Source organism: Bacillus sp. FSL K6-2819, from assembly GCF_038008305.1.
GTDB lineage: Bacteria > Bacillota > Bacilli > Bacillales > Bacillaceae > Bacillus > Bacillus amyloliquefaciens.
In genome coordinates this window covers 1,214,595-1,229,212 of the sequence record NZ_JBBOYV010000001.1, presented here as the reverse complement: position 1 = coordinate 1,229,212, position 14,618 = coordinate 1,214,595, and the positions used below count along the sequence as shown (strand labels likewise).

16 protein-coding genes and 2 pseudogenes are annotated in these 14,618 nt (G+C 43.8%); 4 read left to right on the top strand and 14 right to left on the bottom strand.

Features of this window, described 5'->3' with window-relative positions:
- Positions 1 to 41 precede the first annotated feature (41 nt).
- From MHH91_RS06470 to MHH91_RS06420, 11 genes and pseudogenes are all read right to left on the bottom strand, one after another.
- Positions 42 to 233, bottom strand: a complete 192-nt coding sequence (locus tag MHH91_RS06470; RefSeq protein ID WP_014470507.1) for a hypothetical protein — start codon at positions 231 to 233, stop codon at positions 42 to 44.
- A 138-nt stretch (positions 234 to 371) separates the two neighbouring features.
- Positions 372 to 431, bottom strand: a complete 60-nt coding sequence (locus tag MHH91_RS20805; RefSeq protein WP_232469732.1) for a hypothetical protein — start codon at positions 429 to 431, stop codon at positions 372 to 374.
- Positions 432 to 659: 228 nt separating this feature from the next.
- Complete coding sequence (locus MHH91_RS06460) at positions 660 to 2,012, bottom strand: sensor histidine kinase (RefSeq protein ID WP_014470508.1); 1,353 nt, start codon at positions 2,010 to 2,012, stop codon at positions 660 to 662.
- A complete protein-coding gene (locus MHH91_RS06455; RefSeq protein ID WP_013351925.1) occupies positions 2,009 to 2,680 on the bottom strand; it encodes a response regulator transcription factor in 672 nt (223 codons plus the stop codon). The genes MHH91_RS06460 and MHH91_RS06455 overlap by 4 nt, the downstream gene beginning before the upstream one ends.
- A gap of 150 nt (positions 2,681 to 2,830) precedes the next feature.
- A pseudogene (locus MHH91_RS06450) lies at positions 2,831 to 3,841 on the bottom strand (UxaA family hydrolase); the annotation flags it as partial.
- A complete protein-coding gene (locus tag MHH91_RS06445; protein WP_013351923.1) occupies positions 3,781 to 3,915 on the bottom strand; it encodes a hypothetical protein in 135 nt (44 codons plus the stop codon). The gene MHH91_RS06445 and the pseudogene MHH91_RS06450, both read right to left, overlap by 61 nt.
- Positions 3,916 to 3,989: 74 nt before the next feature.
- The gene (locus tag MHH91_RS06440; protein ID WP_014471712.1) at positions 3,990 to 4,988 is read right to left on the bottom strand and encodes a LacI family DNA-binding transcriptional regulator; all 999 of its coding nucleotides are present in this window, start codon (positions 4,986 to 4,988) and stop codon (positions 3,990 to 3,992) included.
- 125 nt (positions 4,989 to 5,113) lie between these two features.
- Positions 5,114 to 5,542, bottom strand: a pseudogene (locus MHH91_RS06435) (glucuronate isomerase); the annotation flags it as partial.
- Positions 5,543 to 5,722: 180 nt separating this feature from the next.
- Entirely contained in the window at positions 5,723 to 6,901 is a 1,179-nt protein-coding gene (locus MHH91_RS06430; protein ID WP_013351920.1) for an NAD(P)/FAD-dependent oxidoreductase, read from the bottom strand.
- Positions 6,902 to 6,940: 39 nt separating this feature from the next.
- Positions 6,941 to 7,357 (bottom strand): DUF1641 domain-containing protein, encoded by a 417-nt coding sequence (locus tag MHH91_RS06425; protein WP_003154908.1) that lies wholly within the window; start codon positions 7,355 to 7,357, stop codon positions 6,941 to 6,943.
- 387 nt (positions 7,358 to 7,744) lie between these two features.
- Positions 7,745 to 8,242 carry a cupin domain-containing protein gene (locus tag MHH91_RS06420; RefSeq protein WP_013351919.1) on the bottom strand — a complete coding sequence of 166 codons (498 nt, stop codon included), beginning with the start codon at positions 8,240 to 8,242 and terminating at the stop codon, positions 7,745 to 7,747.
- Positions 8,243 to 8,371: 129 nt separating this feature from the next.
- Here MHH91_RS06420 and MHH91_RS06415 point away from each other — a divergent pair, with 129 nt between their 5' ends.
- The 3 genes from MHH91_RS06415 to MHH91_RS06405 are packed head-to-tail and all read left to right on the top strand — an operon-like array spanning position 8,372 to position 10,882.
- Positions 8,372 to 9,355 (top strand): DMT family transporter, encoded by a 984-nt coding sequence (locus MHH91_RS06415; RefSeq protein ID WP_013351918.1) that lies wholly within the window; start codon positions 8,372 to 8,374, stop codon positions 9,353 to 9,355.
- A 26-nt stretch (positions 9,356 to 9,381) separates the two neighbouring features.
- Positions 9,382 to 10,119, top strand: coding sequence for an ABC transporter ATP-binding protein (locus MHH91_RS06410; protein ID WP_014470512.1), 738 nt, complete (start codon positions 9,382 to 9,384; stop codon positions 10,117 to 10,119).
- A 1-nt stretch (position 10,120) separates the two neighbouring features.
- On the top strand, positions 10,121 to 10,882 hold the full coding sequence (locus MHH91_RS06405) for an ABC transporter permease (RefSeq protein WP_013351910.1): 762 nt from the start codon (positions 10,121 to 10,123) through the stop codon (positions 10,880 to 10,882).
- 24 nt (positions 10,883 to 10,906) lie between these two features.
- Here the strand turns inward: MHH91_RS06405 and MHH91_RS06400 are convergent, their stop codons facing one another.
- Positions 10,907 to 11,725, bottom strand: a complete 819-nt coding sequence (locus MHH91_RS06400) for a uroporphyrinogen-III synthase (RefSeq protein ID WP_038463212.1) — start codon at positions 11,723 to 11,725, stop codon at positions 10,907 to 10,909.
- Positions 11,726 to 11,899: 174 nt separating this feature from the next.
- Here MHH91_RS06400 and MHH91_RS06395 point away from each other — a divergent pair, with 174 nt between their 5' ends.
- The gene (locus tag MHH91_RS06395) at positions 11,900 to 12,085 is read left to right on the top strand and encodes a hypothetical protein (RefSeq protein ID WP_003154919.1); all 186 of its coding nucleotides are present in this window, start codon (positions 11,900 to 11,902) and stop codon (positions 12,083 to 12,085) included.
- Between the two features lie 39 nt (positions 12,086 to 12,124).
- Here the strand turns inward: MHH91_RS06395 and MHH91_RS06390 are convergent, their stop codons facing one another.
- Complete coding sequence (locus MHH91_RS06390; protein ID WP_013351912.1) at positions 12,125 to 13,309, bottom strand: macrolide family glycosyltransferase; 1,185 nt, start codon at positions 13,307 to 13,309, stop codon at positions 12,125 to 12,127.
- The gene (locus MHH91_RS06385) at positions 13,306 to 14,526 is read right to left on the bottom strand and encodes a cytochrome P450 (protein WP_013351913.1); all 1,221 of its coding nucleotides are present in this window, start codon (positions 14,524 to 14,526) and stop codon (positions 13,306 to 13,308) included. Before MHH91_RS06385 ends, MHH91_RS06390 begins: the two co-directional genes overlap by 4 nt.
- Positions 14,527 to 14,618 lie beyond the last annotated feature (92 nt).

Here is a 14,618-nt window from a genome sequence, read left to right as displayed (position 1 = left end):
AATTCACATCCGCGTCAGATTTCCAATATCGAAGTTAAATATTACTTTACACTTATTAAAATATAAACAGCAAACGCAATAATGTATATCAAAAATGATCCAGTCATAAATTTTACAGGTTTTCTTGAGAAGTTTAATACTCCTTTTAATCCGTTATTCAAAATCATTCCGAAAAATATAACCAGCGTAACTCCTAAAGCGAGCATTGAAACTACGAAAATAACCTGCTCCATGTCATATCATCCTCCATTTACATTCTGTTATTTTCAAATATACGTACAAACATGAGAACAACCGAAATCGTTAGAAGGCTCATAGTAGAAAAAAATGCCGCTGCTAATCTTAATAAGCTGCAGCGGAAGGAAATATCCCTAAAAGCACTTTAAGCAATGTGCTTTTCCTGCCCCATTAGGACCTAATAAACCGTATATTTTCCCTTTTTCCAGTGTTAAATTTATATCATGTAAAATTTCTTTCTTTTTTATAGAAACATTGATATTCTTGGATATTAAAGCTGGATCAGCCTTTCCCGCTTCTCATCATCCCTTTCCGTCTTGTTCTGTTTATAATATAAACTTACGAGGTTAAAAAGAAGATATAATCAAGGTTAATTTAAGTTTAAATTTCTCAACATAAAAATACGTGAAACCGCTATGGCTTCACGTTTCTTCACTGCTGTTTTGGTTAATAATAAAAACCGTTCCATTTTGATTGCTCTTTATTTTATGTTCAAGCCTCATCTGGCTGAGCATCATATTAATGATAGATAATCCAATTCCAGCGCCTTTTCTTTCGGATTTATAATTCATTCCCGGGCCCATATCCTCAATTATGATAACGGGTTTGTTTTCAATTAACTTTGTCTGTACTGAGACGTATTTTCCTGAATTTGCATGGCGCAAAACATTCTGAAAAATGTTATCAAGAATTCTTTTCAGCCAAGTCTCGTCTATTTCCCACACAATGTTTTCTTGCAGGTCAATATCTATTGTAAAGTGCTCTTTCTCAAAAATCGGATACCAAGCTGTTAACGAGGAACGTATAATCTTTAAGATGTCACAGCTCTTTTTATGAAGAGGCAATTTACCTGCGGCAAGAAGAGAAAATGATGACAAATTGTCAATCAGTTCGCCCATAAAAGTTATTTTATCATTTATAATGCCTAGTGAACGCTTTCCCTTTTCGCTGTTTATTTCATTCTTTAACGTAAATGTATGTCCTCTGATAACCGTAAGAGGTGTCCTTAAGTCATGAGATAAATCAGCAATTAAGTTTTTTCGGATTTCTCCTTCTTCACGCTCTTTTAGTCTGCTGTTCCTCAGTTCTTCAACCATCTGATTGAATGAATATTCCACTTGTCCCAATTCATCATTCTGTTTAACTGTTACAAATTCCGGTATGCCGTCATTATCTTGTTTTTTCATATGATTCCCCAGAGAAATTAACCTTTTTTGTATTTTTGCAAAAAACATCCACGAATTGAACACAAACAGTGAACAGACAAAAATCAAAGCGATAAACCATATATAGGAATACTTAGCCCTCATAACTTCCCATTGAGATCCTATAATTGATCGCGGAGTTTCTAAAAATGCATACCCGCTGTCTTCATCTCCACTTAAATAAGCACTCAGCAATAAATATTTCGGTTGGTTTTGTTCCATGAATTTGGTCAATTCGCTTACATGAATCAGCTCACCTTTTTTGGCGAACCGATCTGATGTCGAAAAAATCACCTTTCCCTTATCATTTATCCAAATGATATCAGAGTGTTTATATTGCTTCATGTGCTGGAAAGCAGCCGTAATTTCCCGATTAGACTTTCCTGATAAGTTTTCGACATCGGATTTCCAATCACTTTCAAGTTTATTTGGTTCATAATGTACTTGTCCCTGATGATCAATAATATATGTTAACGTAACATAATATAGAAAATTAACGCCTAAAAACGCTATCGGAAAAAACAAAATTGAGGCAATGATATTAATAAGGTACTTTGTCGATAATTTCATTGTTTAATCCTGTATCCAATTCCTCTGATTGTTTCAAGAATCTCCGGCTCGTTTGGGTTTATCTCGATTTTTTGCCGTAAATGCCGAATATGTACCATTAACGTTTTATCCCCTTCGATATAAGGCTGTCCCCAAATATTTTCATAAATTTGTTCCTTTGTTAATATTTGATTGGGATGTCTAAGCAAAAGCAAAAAAATCCTTAACTGCTTGTCAGTTAAAAATATTTCCTCATGACTTTGATTATTTAAAATCCTTTTTTCTTTCAAGTAAATACTTAAGTGTTTTAACTTCAATTCATGAATAGCAGTCTTATCAAACCTTCTTAACAATACTTCAACTCGTGCGGCCAGTTCATCGGGATGAAAGGGCTTAGTCACATAATCATCCGAAAATTCTAAGCCTTTCAGTTTATCTTCTAAACCTGTTCTTGCTGTTAACAGCAAGATAGGGATCTGCGGATGTGTTTTTTTCATCCTTTGGCCGATTGTAAATCCATCTAAACCAGGCATCATAATATCAAGTACGATAAGGTCTGCCTTTTCTATGTATTTTTCGTAATTATAGGAAGAAGTGAGCCAGATAATCATATAACCCCGTTCTTCTAAATCATCCTTTACAAATTGTCCAATTTCTTGGTCATCTTCAATATATAAAATAGTATTCATTTGGATCTCCTCTGAAATTTCGTGATCTGAAAATCAATCTTCCATAATAATTATATATATTATAAAAATCTCCTTTAATTTAAGGCGCCATTCCGTTCCGTGCACCCATGCAATGCAAAAAGACGACCCTATCACGGATCGCCTTTTCCCTTATAACGTCACACCGGACTTAAAAATCGCAAGCTCCCGAAAATCATTTTTTTCGTTATTGACGAATTCTCCGCTTGCAACTTTGATGTTGTATTGAATGAATTCTCTTACAATGTGATCTTCTGTTGTTTGTTCTTCCGCCAATCTGCCAGCGTTATAATCAATCCAATGAGGCTTTGATTGAAATAAATCGGTGTTTGTTGATACTTTCACAGTCGGGACAACTGTGCCGAACGGCGTGCCTCTTCCGGTTGTAAACAGAACGATGTGGCATCCGGCTGCGGCGAGCGCTGAGGAAGCGATTAAATCATTGCCGGGTGCACTGAGCAGTGTCAGTCCCTTTGTTTTCAATGTGTCGCCGTATGCCAGAACATCCGAAACAGGTGCCGTTCCGGCCTTTTGTGTGTAGCCGAGCGACTTGTCTTCGAGCGTTGAAATGCCGCCCTCCTTATTCCCGGGTGACGGATTTTCATAAATCGGCTGCTCGTGCTTTTTAAAATATTGCTTGAAATCATTGATCAATCGGACTGTTTTATGAAACACTTCCTCGCTCGCCGCGCGCTGCATGAGAATTGTCTCAGCCCCGAACATCTCAGGAACTTCTGTTAAGACCATGCTCCCGCCTTGTGCAATCAAGTAATCTGAAAATCTCCCTAATAAAGGGTTTGCAGTAATGCCGGAAAATCCGTCAGAGCCGCCGCATTTCAATCCGATGTTCAATTCTGACAGCGGAATTTCTTCACGTTTATCTCCCCTTGCCGCAAAGTGTATGTCTTTAAGAAGCGCAGTCCCTGCTTCAATTTCATCTGTGACAGCCTGTGATTCGAGAAATTTCACCCGATCCTCGTTCACTTCAGAGAGCGTTTCCTTTATCGCTGCCAGCTCATTATTTTCACAGCCGAGCCCTAACACAAGCACACCGCCCGCATTCGGATGGCGGATGGCATTTATCAGTATTTGTTTCGTATTCTCATGATCATCGCCCAGCTGCGAGCATCCGTATTGATGCTGCCTTTGCCGAACTGAAGGACTTTTTCAGGATATTGAATGTATTCGCCGCACATTTTTTTATTCAGCTGCCGCAAGCTGTCCGCCTCCTTCTGCATTTTGCACACGTTAACATTTTTTCGCGCGAAAACCCGGTTATTCAGACGGGCCGTTATGTGAGTTTTTTGATTGAATCTCTGATCATCACCTCGGTGTTTTCATACATTTTTTCCGCCGCTGTATTCGGGTCGGCGATAAGCGCTAAAATCTTCTCTGCGCCGAGTATGCTGATTTTTTCAACCGGGCGTTTTACTGTCGAAAGCCTCGGCGTCATGTATTGGGAAATGCCGATGTCATCAAATCCGATAACGGATATGTCTTCCGGAACGTTCAGGCCTTTGGCGAAAATAGCATTCATCGCACCGATCGCCATATCATCATTTGAACAGAAAACAGCCGTGGGCGGTGATTGAAGCGCTAATAGTTTTTCCATCGCCTGACTGCCGCTTTCCATATCATAGCGGCCTTTTACACTGTATTCATGCTTAATCGGAATTGAATGATCAATTAAAGCCGTCAAATAGCCTTCTTTCCGCTGTGCGGTTGACCTGAATCCTTCCTTCCCCTCAATAATCGCGATATCTCTGTGTCCGTTTGCAATCAGACAGTCGACCGCTTGTCTGGAACCTTCTTTATCGTTTGATAAAATATTGGTGATGCTCCGGTCGTCAATGTCCCGGTTTAGCACAACGAGCGGGATGTTTTTCTCGCGGATATGATAAATAAAGGAGTTATCGCTGTCGCTTTGGCTCATTAAGATGATTCCGTCGTACCTCATGGGCGTAATGGTTTCAAAGCTTTTCAGATCGTCAATCGCGCGCACGAACAAATTGTATTCCTCACTGATTGTGCGGTTTACACCTTTGATGGTATCGGAAAAAAAGCTGTGTGAGGTTCCGTTTGTGATGCTTGTAAAAAACAGTCCGATCGTATGGGACTTTTGCATGGCAAGACTTTTTGCATTTACATTCGGTGTGTAATTCAGCTGTGAAGCGAGCTCTAATATTTTCTGTTTTGTATGCTCTTTAATGTAGGGGCTGCCGTTAAGTGCCCGGGATACGGTTGTGTGGGATACGTTGGCGAGTTTTGCGATATCTTTTATGGTTACCATTCGGTTTTCCTTTCTTTCTGTATACTGTCATTTATTTCTATTGTACCATTAACGGGCAGTCCATAAAATCACTAAAGTTGAGGTTTTGTATGATGTAAGTCCTGAATGAGCTCGGCATGCTGCCGATCCCTCGCGCCAAACCCTTCTCCCTGCAAGAGCTCATTCGTTTTTTCCCAAATTTCCGGTGCGGTTTTTTCATTCAATACGTCATAAATACCGAACCAGCGCTGCAGCTCTAAATGCGTCCAGCTGTACAGCGGGTTGCCTATCGCCATCGGCACTGTTTTAGCCCAGGCGAAAAACTTCTCTTCATCTGATGCGTTTCCGGTAATGCAGCGCTCTTCGATGCCGTTGGCTCTCATGATCCGCCACTTATAGTGATCACCGTAAAGCCATGCCTCCGTAATGGTTGCGAAGGTTTTATTTTCATAGATTTCCTTCGGGCTCAAGTGACAGTGATAATCAATAATCGGCATTTTTTCAGCGTATTCCCGATACAGCTTTACGGCAGTTTTACTATCAAGTAAAAAATCATCGCCCATAAAAGCTTTCACACTCTCATCCTCCCTTATAAAATGTTAACGTTAACAATTTTCGTTCTTTTTTATTTTAGCTTCCTCTTTCTCACATATCAATCATTTTTATTTTATTTTTCAAAATATTGTATTAACTGATACACAAAAAAAAGACATTGCCGAGAAAGTCCGGCAATGTCTTCATTGTCATCTGAAGGATTAGTAAGCGAGGCTGAATAATCCTTTGATATGTGTTAAATAACGTACGTTACTTGCTTCTTTCATTAATGATGCAGGAAGACCTTTCAGCGGAGTAGAGTTCGCTCCGATGATGGCAACCGCGTCTTTACGTCCGAGGCTTGCAAGCGTACCAGAGTTTACAGGCTTGAATGTTTCAAGCGTTTTTCCTTCTAAGTAAGCGAACAGGTTGTAACCGACAAGTTCACCCATCTGCCAAGCGATTTGAGCTGTCGGCGGGTACGGACGGCCGTCCGGCGCAAAGTATACAGCGCTGTCTCCGACAACAAATACATCTTCATGAGAAGTAGATTGTAAGAAATCGTTCACAGTCGCGCGGCCGCGGTTCACTTCAAGGCCAGATTCACCGACTAACGGGTTGCCTTGTACGCCGCCTGTCCATACAAATGTGTTGGCAACGACTTTTGAACCGTCTTTCAGATCAATGACGTTTCCTTCCACGTTTGTAACAGGAAGACCTGTTAAGAACTCAACACCGCGTTTTTCAAGACTTTTTGTCGCGCGTTCGATAAGATCATCAGGAAGAACAGGAAGAATTTTCGGACCTGCTTCAACTAATTTCAGTTTGATTTCTGTCGGATCTACGCCGTATTTTTTCGTAAGGTTCGGCATGATGTCAGCAAGTTCACCGACAAGCTCAACACCTGTTAAGCCGCCGCCGCCGATAAGAATCGTTGCATCAGCTTCGTTTTTCGTTTTAGAGTATTCACGCACACGGTCTTCCACGTGTTTGTATACTTTGTTGGCATCAGCAGCAGATTTCAGCACCATGCTGTTTTCTTCGAGTCCAGGAATGCCGAAATAAGCAGTAACTGAACCAAGACCGACAACAAGCGCGTCATAAGTCAGCTTAGAACCGTCAGAAAGGGCAACTTCTTTCTTATCAACTGAGAAAGAATTGACTTCTGCGATTTTAATGTCAACGTCTTTTCCTTTCAGGAGTTTTTCAAGCGGCATAGCAACAGCCTGTTCAGACACGTTGCCGGCTGCAAGGCGGTGCAGTTCCGTAATAATTTGGTGAGTCGGGAATTTGTTCACAACGGTTACGCGTGCTTCATCTTTACTGTAATGTTTGCGAACGGTTAAAGCAGAAAGAATTCCGCCGTAACCAGCGCCTAAAATGACAATATGTTTTGACATCGTATATCCTCCGTCCTTTATATCAATTTGAATCTGAGATTATTTTTGTTTTTCGTTCATGATTTCAAGATAGCTGTTAGCAAAACGGAACAGCTTTTGAGCTTGAGGATCTTTCAGCATGCGCAGCAGGCCGAAAAGTCCGATTGTCTCATTGCTTGCATCCGCGCGGTCTTTTGCTTCGATCGCAGTAGCTGCGACTTCTTTCGCTGTTTCTTTCACCGGCTCAAGAATTTCTGTAAGCGCACCCACTGTATCGCTCTTCAATACTTCGTCTGTCGCTACAGACTGTGCAAAATCATAAGACTTCGTTAAAATATTTACTAACTCAGTCAGTTTTGGAAGCTGATCCACTAAAACAGTCAGTGATTCTTGAACTTCAGGTTTTAGCAGCTGATCGATAAGATCGCGTTGGCCTTGGCTGACAGATGCATTTGTTTGATCGATTGTTTCTGGCATATCCGATTCTCCTTTACTATAAGCAGTATGCTGATTTTTTTGGAAAGGGTAGCCTTTCCCCTTTCATGCAGAAAAGCATGAAAAAGCAAGATTGTGAATTCATGCACAATCATTTACAAAAATAAATGTTTACTACCCAGTTTTTCACTTTGCCATATTCAGTATTATTTTTATATCAACAAAAACAATTGAATAAGTCAAAATTTCTTTTTTCCTCTCTGAAAATAGCAAACATAAAAAACCCCAATTTGATTTACTCTTATATAATAACACTTTTTGAACAAAATTTGAACGTGAATTGTTTCGTTTATGAAATTATTTATATGGCGGGGGTGTAATAACGTTTCTTTCAGACTATTTTTTTACAGACCATCCGCTTATCCCCTGTCATTTTCCCCACATTTTTAAAAGCGGTCCCGTTTTTCCCGTAAAGGGGTCATATTCCGGGAGCGGGACACGGCTGATTTCTTTTAAAGTTCTATCATTTTTCTCCGTTTTTGTATCGTACTGCCGGCCGCCCGGATAAGCGCCGATCACGGTAAAATCAGAACTGCCTGACAGTTTTTTATGTCCGGTGCCGGCCGGAATGACCGCTGCGTCTCCCGTTTCAAGAACGGCGTCCGCCCCTTGTTCTCCGCCGAACCTCAATACCGCCTTTCCTTTTACCGCGACAAGAACTTCGTGCGTGGTGCTGTGAAAATGGTGATACGGAAACACCCCGCCCGTCCAGCTGTTCGACCAATCATGCCGGCGGAGAACCGTCTCTGCTTTCCGCACCGTTTCTTCATTAAATACCGCTTTATAAATGACAAGCGGAAGATTCGGGTTATTCGGAATGCAGCCGTCATCTTCAAAATAAAGAACTTGAATATCCTCTTTCTGCATTGTGTTCACCTCCGTATATGTCTGTTTCCCATTCATCATTTATTAAAACGCTATTTTCTCATATTCCATTGCGGAGCCTGCCGGTGAATAGTATAGTATAAAAAAATATGTGTCAAAATGAGGGATTTAATGAAAGCCATCTTAATCGGAATATTGGCGTCTCTGTTTTTTGCAGTCACATTTATTTTAAACAGGGCGATGGAGCTCTCTGGCGGAAGCTGGATATGGAGCTCTTCCCTGCGTTTTCTTTTTATGGTTCCGTTTTTATTTGTGATCGTTTATGCGAAAGGAAAGTGGGGGCCGCTCTGGCATGAAATCCGGAAAAAACCGTTTTTTTGGCTGAAATGGAGTTTTACCGGCTTCGTGCTTTTTTATGCTCCGATTACCTTTGCGGCGGCATACGGGCCGGGCTGGCTGATCGCCGGCACATGGCAGATTACAATTGTCGCGGGCGTGCTTCTGTCGCCGTTTTTCTGCGAAACAAAAGATTCCCCGGCGGGTCCGGTTCTCGTCAGACAAAAGATTCCGCTTATTTCGCTGGTTACTTCCGTCATCATCCTGATAGGAGCCGGCCTGATACAGCTTCAGCATGCAGGCTCCCTGTCCGGCCGCACGATAATACTCAGTGTTGTGCCGGTGGTCATCGCCGCTTTTGCCTATCCGCTCGGCAACCGTAAAATGCTGGAACAATACGGCGGAAAACTCGATACGTTTCAGCGCGTGCTCGGCATGACGCTCGCCAGCTTACCGTTTTGGCTTTTGATTGCCGCTTTCGGCTGGCACAGAGACGGTCTTCCGTCAATGGGACAGACATTCCAATCCTTTATCGTTGCACTCAGCTCAGGCGTTATAGCAACAGTATTATTTTTCCGCGCCACCGATATGGTGAGGAATGAGCCGCAGAAGCTCGCTGCTGTAGAAGCGACACAATCCGGAGAGGTTCTTTTTGCACTGATCGGCGAGATCGTCTTTTTATCCGCAGCGTTTCCGTCACTTCTTTCGTTTGCCGGACTGTTCATTATTATTGCGGGAATGGTCATGCATACATTCGCTTCCCGGCAGGCTGACCCGAAAACGGCGGATCAAACATCAGCCGATCTCACCGGTTCCTGATTTTTTTACGAAAGGTGTTATTCTGTATGAAAGAAAAAATTCCGGCAATATCTTTTCTGTCAGCCGGCAAACGCTTTGAACAAAACAATACAGCCTTTGATGTCCTCAGCGGAGTAACCGGACATATACAAAAAGGCTCTATTACGGCGTTGATAGGGCCTTCCGGCGCGGGAAAGAGCACACTGCTGTCACTGTGCAATCTGATGAATACCCCTGATGAAGGCGAAGTGCTTGTATTCGGAAAAGACATAAGGCACTGGGACATCAGAGAGCTCAGAAAAACCGCGGGACTTGCATTTCAATCAGCTCCCGTTATTGAGGGCACGGTGCGGGACAACCTTCTGCTCGGAGAAAAACTCCACGGGACACAGCACTATACGCCCGAAGAGCTCGCAGATTTTACAGATCTGCCGCAGGAGCTTCTGGATCGGAATGCAAAAGAATTATCCGGCGGGCAGCGGCAGAAGCTCTCATTAGCGAGAACCCTCGCCAACCTGCCGTCCATCCTGCTGCTCGATGAAATCACATCTGCTCTGGACCCCTCATCTGTGCTCATCATTGAGAAACTGATTATGAAACTCCATCGGCAAAAGCAGCTGACGGTTCTGTGGATCACCCATAATCTTGAACAAGCGGAACGGATATCCGATACGATATGGTTTATGGCTGAGGGTCGGCTGTTAGAGACCGCGGAAACGAAAACGTTCTTTAAAGAACCGAAACACGAAAAGGCCCGGGCGCTTTTACAAAGGAGCGGGTGCTGATATGGATTATCTTTCTCTGTTATTGACAAGTGTATTTGTCATTATCGCTTTATTCCTATCTAAATCTTTTAAAGCCGGCGTAGAAAAAGATATGATCGTGGCAACTGTCAGAGCCGTCATTCAGCTTCTCATCATCGGCTATGTGCTGTCGCTGATTTTTCACGGTGATCATCCGGTGTTTATCATATTAATGGTGCTTCTCATGCTCACGGCCGCTTCGCACAATGTCGCCAAACGGAAAAAAATGCGCATCGGCTCATTTTGGCGCGTTTTTTTGACACTGGCTATTGTGGAAATCGTGACGCAGGGAATTTTACTGACCCTTCACATCATTCCGTTTACTTCAAGATATATGATTCCGATAAGCGGCATGGTCATCGGAAACTCCATGGTGCTCTCAAGCCTGTTTTTAAACCGGCTCAGTTCGGAAGCGGAGCTGCGGAAAGAAGAAATTCAGCTGATTCTCTCTCTCGGCGGAACGCCAAAGCAGGCGGTCAGGCATATGTTAACGTCGAGTATGAAGCTCAGTATGATACCGACGCTTGAAAGCCAGAAAACATTAGGTCTCGTTCAGCTTCCCGGCATGATGACTGGGCAGATTTTAGCTGGAGCTGATCCGATACAGGCGGTGCGCTTTCAGCTGTTGATTGTTTTTACAACGATGGCCTCCGCTCTTCTTACATGTATCATACTCAGCGCCTTGACATATCCATCCCTTTTCACGGAACATTGGCAATTAAAAAAATTCAGCAGGGAAGCGTAGGCTTTCTCCCTGCTGAATGATTGTTTATGATAAGGTCAGAGATTCATAGTAACGGGATAACTCGATAATCATCGCTCCCATCCGCTCGATGTCCGGAGCAAGGACTCTATTCACCCCTTCATCCCGGATCGCTTCAGCCGTCACTTTGCCGACTGCGGCGGCAAGTACATGTGTTTCGAATGCTTGCTGCAATTCTTTTGCAGACCCTTTTTCTTTTGCATAATCAAAGAGAGAACGCACTTGAATGGCAGTCGTAAAACATACGGCGTCGACCTCGCCGTTTAACAGCTCTCCCAGCATTTTATCGACCGTCTCCCTTTCAGGCGGAATATGCTGATAAGGCAGAACAGGGAATACCTCCGCTCCGTTTTTCTCAAGGAATTCCGTTAAGACGGGCGCTTTTTCCCCGTGAAGCTGGATCATGACTTTTTTGTCTTTCAATTCAAACCGTTCCAAGGAGCGGATCAGGCCTCTTGTCGTACCGTCTTCATCTGAAGCATGCGGCGTGACGCCGAGCTTTTTTAAGGCCGCATATGTTTTATAGCCCCTGCAGCCGATATTCGCTTCATGAACGGCCGCTAAAAATTCTTCTTTCAGACCGATTTTTTCCGATACTGACAATAACGTTTCCGTACCGATGCCGGTGGTGAATATCACCCAGTCGGCTTTTTGCTCAGCAAATGTTCTTACGTCGGGTTCAATCTGTTCCTCCGCCAGGTATACGGTTCCTTGGAGGGAACGGACAACTGCCGTTCCGCCCTGCTTTTCTATTAATCTCGTGATCTCTTCTGTTTTCCGCGAACCGCCGATCGCAATCCGTTTTCCGTTCAATCCTTTTCCCATCGCTGTTTTTTTCTTCCCTTCAGATGCCGGGCGCCCCATGGCAGGCCGTCATTTATTTCTATTATTGTTACGCAATCAGACCGGAAAATCAAGATAGGCTCCGTTGAATCCCCCGTGCAGTTGCTGTATCATTAACCGGGAAAACCGATTTGATTCGCGGAGGGACTTTCAATCATGGAAACAAAAAAAGAGTTCGAGACAAAAGGCTACGATACTTCAGTCATTTATGAGTTCAATGAATATCCTGATGTTCACAGCGGCCGATGTGATAATTGCGACTATACGCTGTTTAAAAGTTCGGTAAAGGGCGGAAAATTTTTGCGGGAATGCCGGAGATGCGGCATGAAGAAAAACATATAACAAAACAGGCAGCCGTCCGGCACGCTGCCTGTTTCTCAATCAATGTTCGACGGCCGCCTCTTTCAAAAATTCTTCAATGGCACAAACAGCCTGTTTGGCGCCGCCTGTTTCTTCTATTTTCTGCTGCATGCTTTTCACGCGGCTGAGGATGTTTTTATCGCCGTATACTTTCTGAACGTCTTTTTGCAGACGCGCCGCAGTGACTTCCTTCGGCGGCAGATGCACGCCAAGCCCCAATTCATCGACACGTTTTGCGGTGACCTCTTGTTCGTGCATTTGCGGAACGACAACGAGCGGGACACCCGCATTCATCGCCTCCATTGTACTGTTCATCCCGCCGTGAGATATGAACAGCTTTGCTTTCTCCAGCACATCAAGCTGCGGAACGTGCTGGCGGATGATAAAGTGATCAGGCACATCCGAAAAACTTTCCGGATCAATTGTTGTGCCGACTGACATAATGACCCGCCAATCTGAGTCCCGAAACGCATCGATACACATCTGGTAAAATTCGGGCCAGGCGTTAAACGCCGTTCCCAGTGAGATGAGCATAAGCGGACGGTCATCGGCTGCATCAATTTCCAGACTTCCCGTATTTGTGCGTTCCCCCAGGGACGGACCGGCAAAACAGAACCGTTCATCAAAGGTTTCCTGTTTCGGCTGAAAGGCCCTTGGCATAAAGACAATATTCAGTTTTTCAGGCATGAAAAATTCTTCCATTGTCATCCGTTTGAGCTGTTCATTTTCAATTTGCTCCTGGTATTCTTCTATCGCCTGTTTTGCCGCTTCCAGTGTTTCTTCGTCTCTTCCTAATTGAAAATACTCATTCATTGCATAGCTCGGGCAGAACTTCACGGCCGGGATGCCGCAACTGTCCGCAAACAATTTCCCGGCAAGAGCTAAAAAATCAAACAGGACGATATCAGGAAGGTCGTCTTTGTACAGCTCTTCCAGCTGCGGAAGCACTTCTGCCGCTTCTTCCAGAAACATCACAAACGCGTCATTTTTATTCACCCGTTCTTTTATCGTCTCCGGATCTGCCTTAAAGCTTGTGCGGTATAAAACGGGAATGGCACCCGTTTTGGCAACGGAGGCCTCGAAGTCCTCAGTTGTAGCGAATGTCACTCTGTGCCCGCGATTGACAAGTTCTTCGGCGACGGGCAGCGTGGGATTGACATGGCCGTGAGCGGCTACATTAATAATGGCGATATGTGTTTGTTTCATCTTTTTTCTTCTCCCCTGTTTTCGTTTATCTCCGCTTCTAAAGAGTCCAGCCCGTACATGACACTGTTTTGGATCGGCTCAACCCGGACGGGCTCCAAGTGTGAAAAGGCCTTTACAATGCCTCTCAGCGCGACTTCCGCTTCAAGTCTGGCAAGCGGAGCGCCTAAGCAGAAGTGTACGCCGAACCCGAAGGAAAGGTGCGGATTTGATTGGCGATGAATATCAAATACGTCTGCCTGCTCAAATTTGTTTTCATCACGGTTGGCAGACGCAATGTAGCAGAGAACGATATCTCCGCTTTTTAAACGGCGTCCGCACAATTCAGTGTCGTGCCGGACCGTCCTTCTGACAAATGGAGCGGGAGCCCGAAAACGAAGCGTTTCCTCCACCGTTTGCGCAATGAGAGAAGGATCATGCCTCAGTTCTTCATAAAGGCCCGGCGTCTCCAATATGCTGTAAACCGCATTTGAAATGAGATTAGTCGTTGTTTCATTTCCCGCCACTAAAAGCAGGTTGCAAAACGGGATCAGGTCTTCGGCCGAGAGCTTCTCTCCCTCTTCTTCCTCTTTTATCAAAATTGAAATAATGTCTTGGCCGGGCTGTTTTCGTTTGCTGTCTATTATTTCCGCAAAAAATGCCGCCAGCTCTGTCTCACATTGATCACGTTCCTTCTGATTTTTCTCCGCCTCTTCAGGACTCGCATCTTTCGGCATGCTGACGAGTATGTCCGACCATTTTTTAAACTGATCCATATGTTCGGACGGAACACCTAACAATTCAGAAATCACAATGACCGGCAAAGGATAGGAGAGATCTTTCACAATATCAATCCGCCCTTTGTTTTTTGCCTGTTTCAGCAGATTATCGGTAATCTCTTCAATTCTCGGCTCCCATTCCTTCAGTACGCGGGGAGTAAAAGCGCGATTGACGGCAGATCTGATTTGGGTATGCTTCGGCGGGTCCATATTCAGCATGGACTTTGCAATTGAGCTTTTCATGTCAGACATAAGGCTTGAGAAAGTCTCTTTATCACTGATGACTTTTTTGGCATCATCGTATAAAAACACACTCCAAACCTTCGTTTCTTCATCAAATTGAATGGGACTTTCGCGTCTCATTTTTTCGTACCAAGGAAAAGGGTTGTATACGTCCAGGCCGTCTTTTCCTTTCATCAGGGTTCTTTGGATGGCTTGTCTCGGGCTCCTCAGGTTACTCACAGTTATCACTCCTGATTACTTCATATTTGAATAGTTGATGTATCTTGAATTTTATCCTAGCACATATTTTCAATTTATTTCTATTCATAACC

Bases quoted from the DNA above. Each gene is read 5' to 3' on its own strand.
- MHH91_RS06430 (WP_013351920.1), bottom strand. From the start codon at position 6,901: ATGTCAAAACATATTGTCATTTTAGGCGCTGGTTACGGCGGAATTCTT.
- MHH91_RS06410 (WP_014470512.1), top strand. From the start codon at position 9,382: ATGAAAGAAAAAATTCCGGCAATATCTTTTCTGTCAGCCGGCAAACGC.
- MHH91_RS06460 (WP_014470508.1), bottom strand. From the start codon at position 2,012: ATGAAATTATCGACAAAGTACCTTATTAATATCATTGCCTCAATTTTG.
- MHH91_RS06420 (WP_013351919.1), bottom strand. From the start codon at position 8,242: ATGCAGAAAGAGGATATTCAAGTTCTTTATTTTGAAGATGACGGCTGC.
- MHH91_RS06395 (WP_003154919.1), top strand. From the start codon at position 11,900: ATGGAAACAAAAAAAGAGTTCGAGACAAAAGGCTACGATACTTCAGTC.
- MHH91_RS06415 (WP_013351918.1), top strand. From the start codon at position 8,372: ATGAAAGCCATCTTAATCGGAATATTGGCGTCTCTGTTTTTTGCAGTC.
- MHH91_RS06440 (WP_014471712.1), bottom strand. From the start codon at position 4,988: ATGGTAACCATAAAAGATATCGCAAAACTCGCCAACGTATCCCACACA.
- MHH91_RS06405 (WP_013351910.1), top strand. From the start codon at position 10,121: ATGGATTATCTTTCTCTGTTATTGACAAGTGTATTTGTCATTATCGCT.
- MHH91_RS06390 (WP_013351912.1), bottom strand. From the start codon at position 13,309: ATGAAACAAACACATATCGCCATTATTAATGTAGCCGCTCACGGCCAT.
- MHH91_RS06455 (WP_013351925.1), bottom strand. From the start codon at position 2,680: ATGAATACTATTTTATATATTGAAGATGACCAAGAAATTGGACAATTT.
- MHH91_RS06470 (WP_014470507.1), bottom strand. From the start codon at position 233: ATGGAGCAGGTTATTTTCGTAGTTTCAATGCTCGCTTTAGGAGTTACG.
- MHH91_RS06400 (WP_038463212.1), bottom strand. From the start codon at position 11,725: ATGGGAAAAGGATTGAACGGAAAACGGATTGCGATCGGCGGTTCGCGG.
- MHH91_RS06425 (WP_003154908.1), bottom strand. From the start codon at position 7,357: ATGCCAGAAACAATCGATCAAACAAATGCATCTGTCAGCCAAGGCCAA.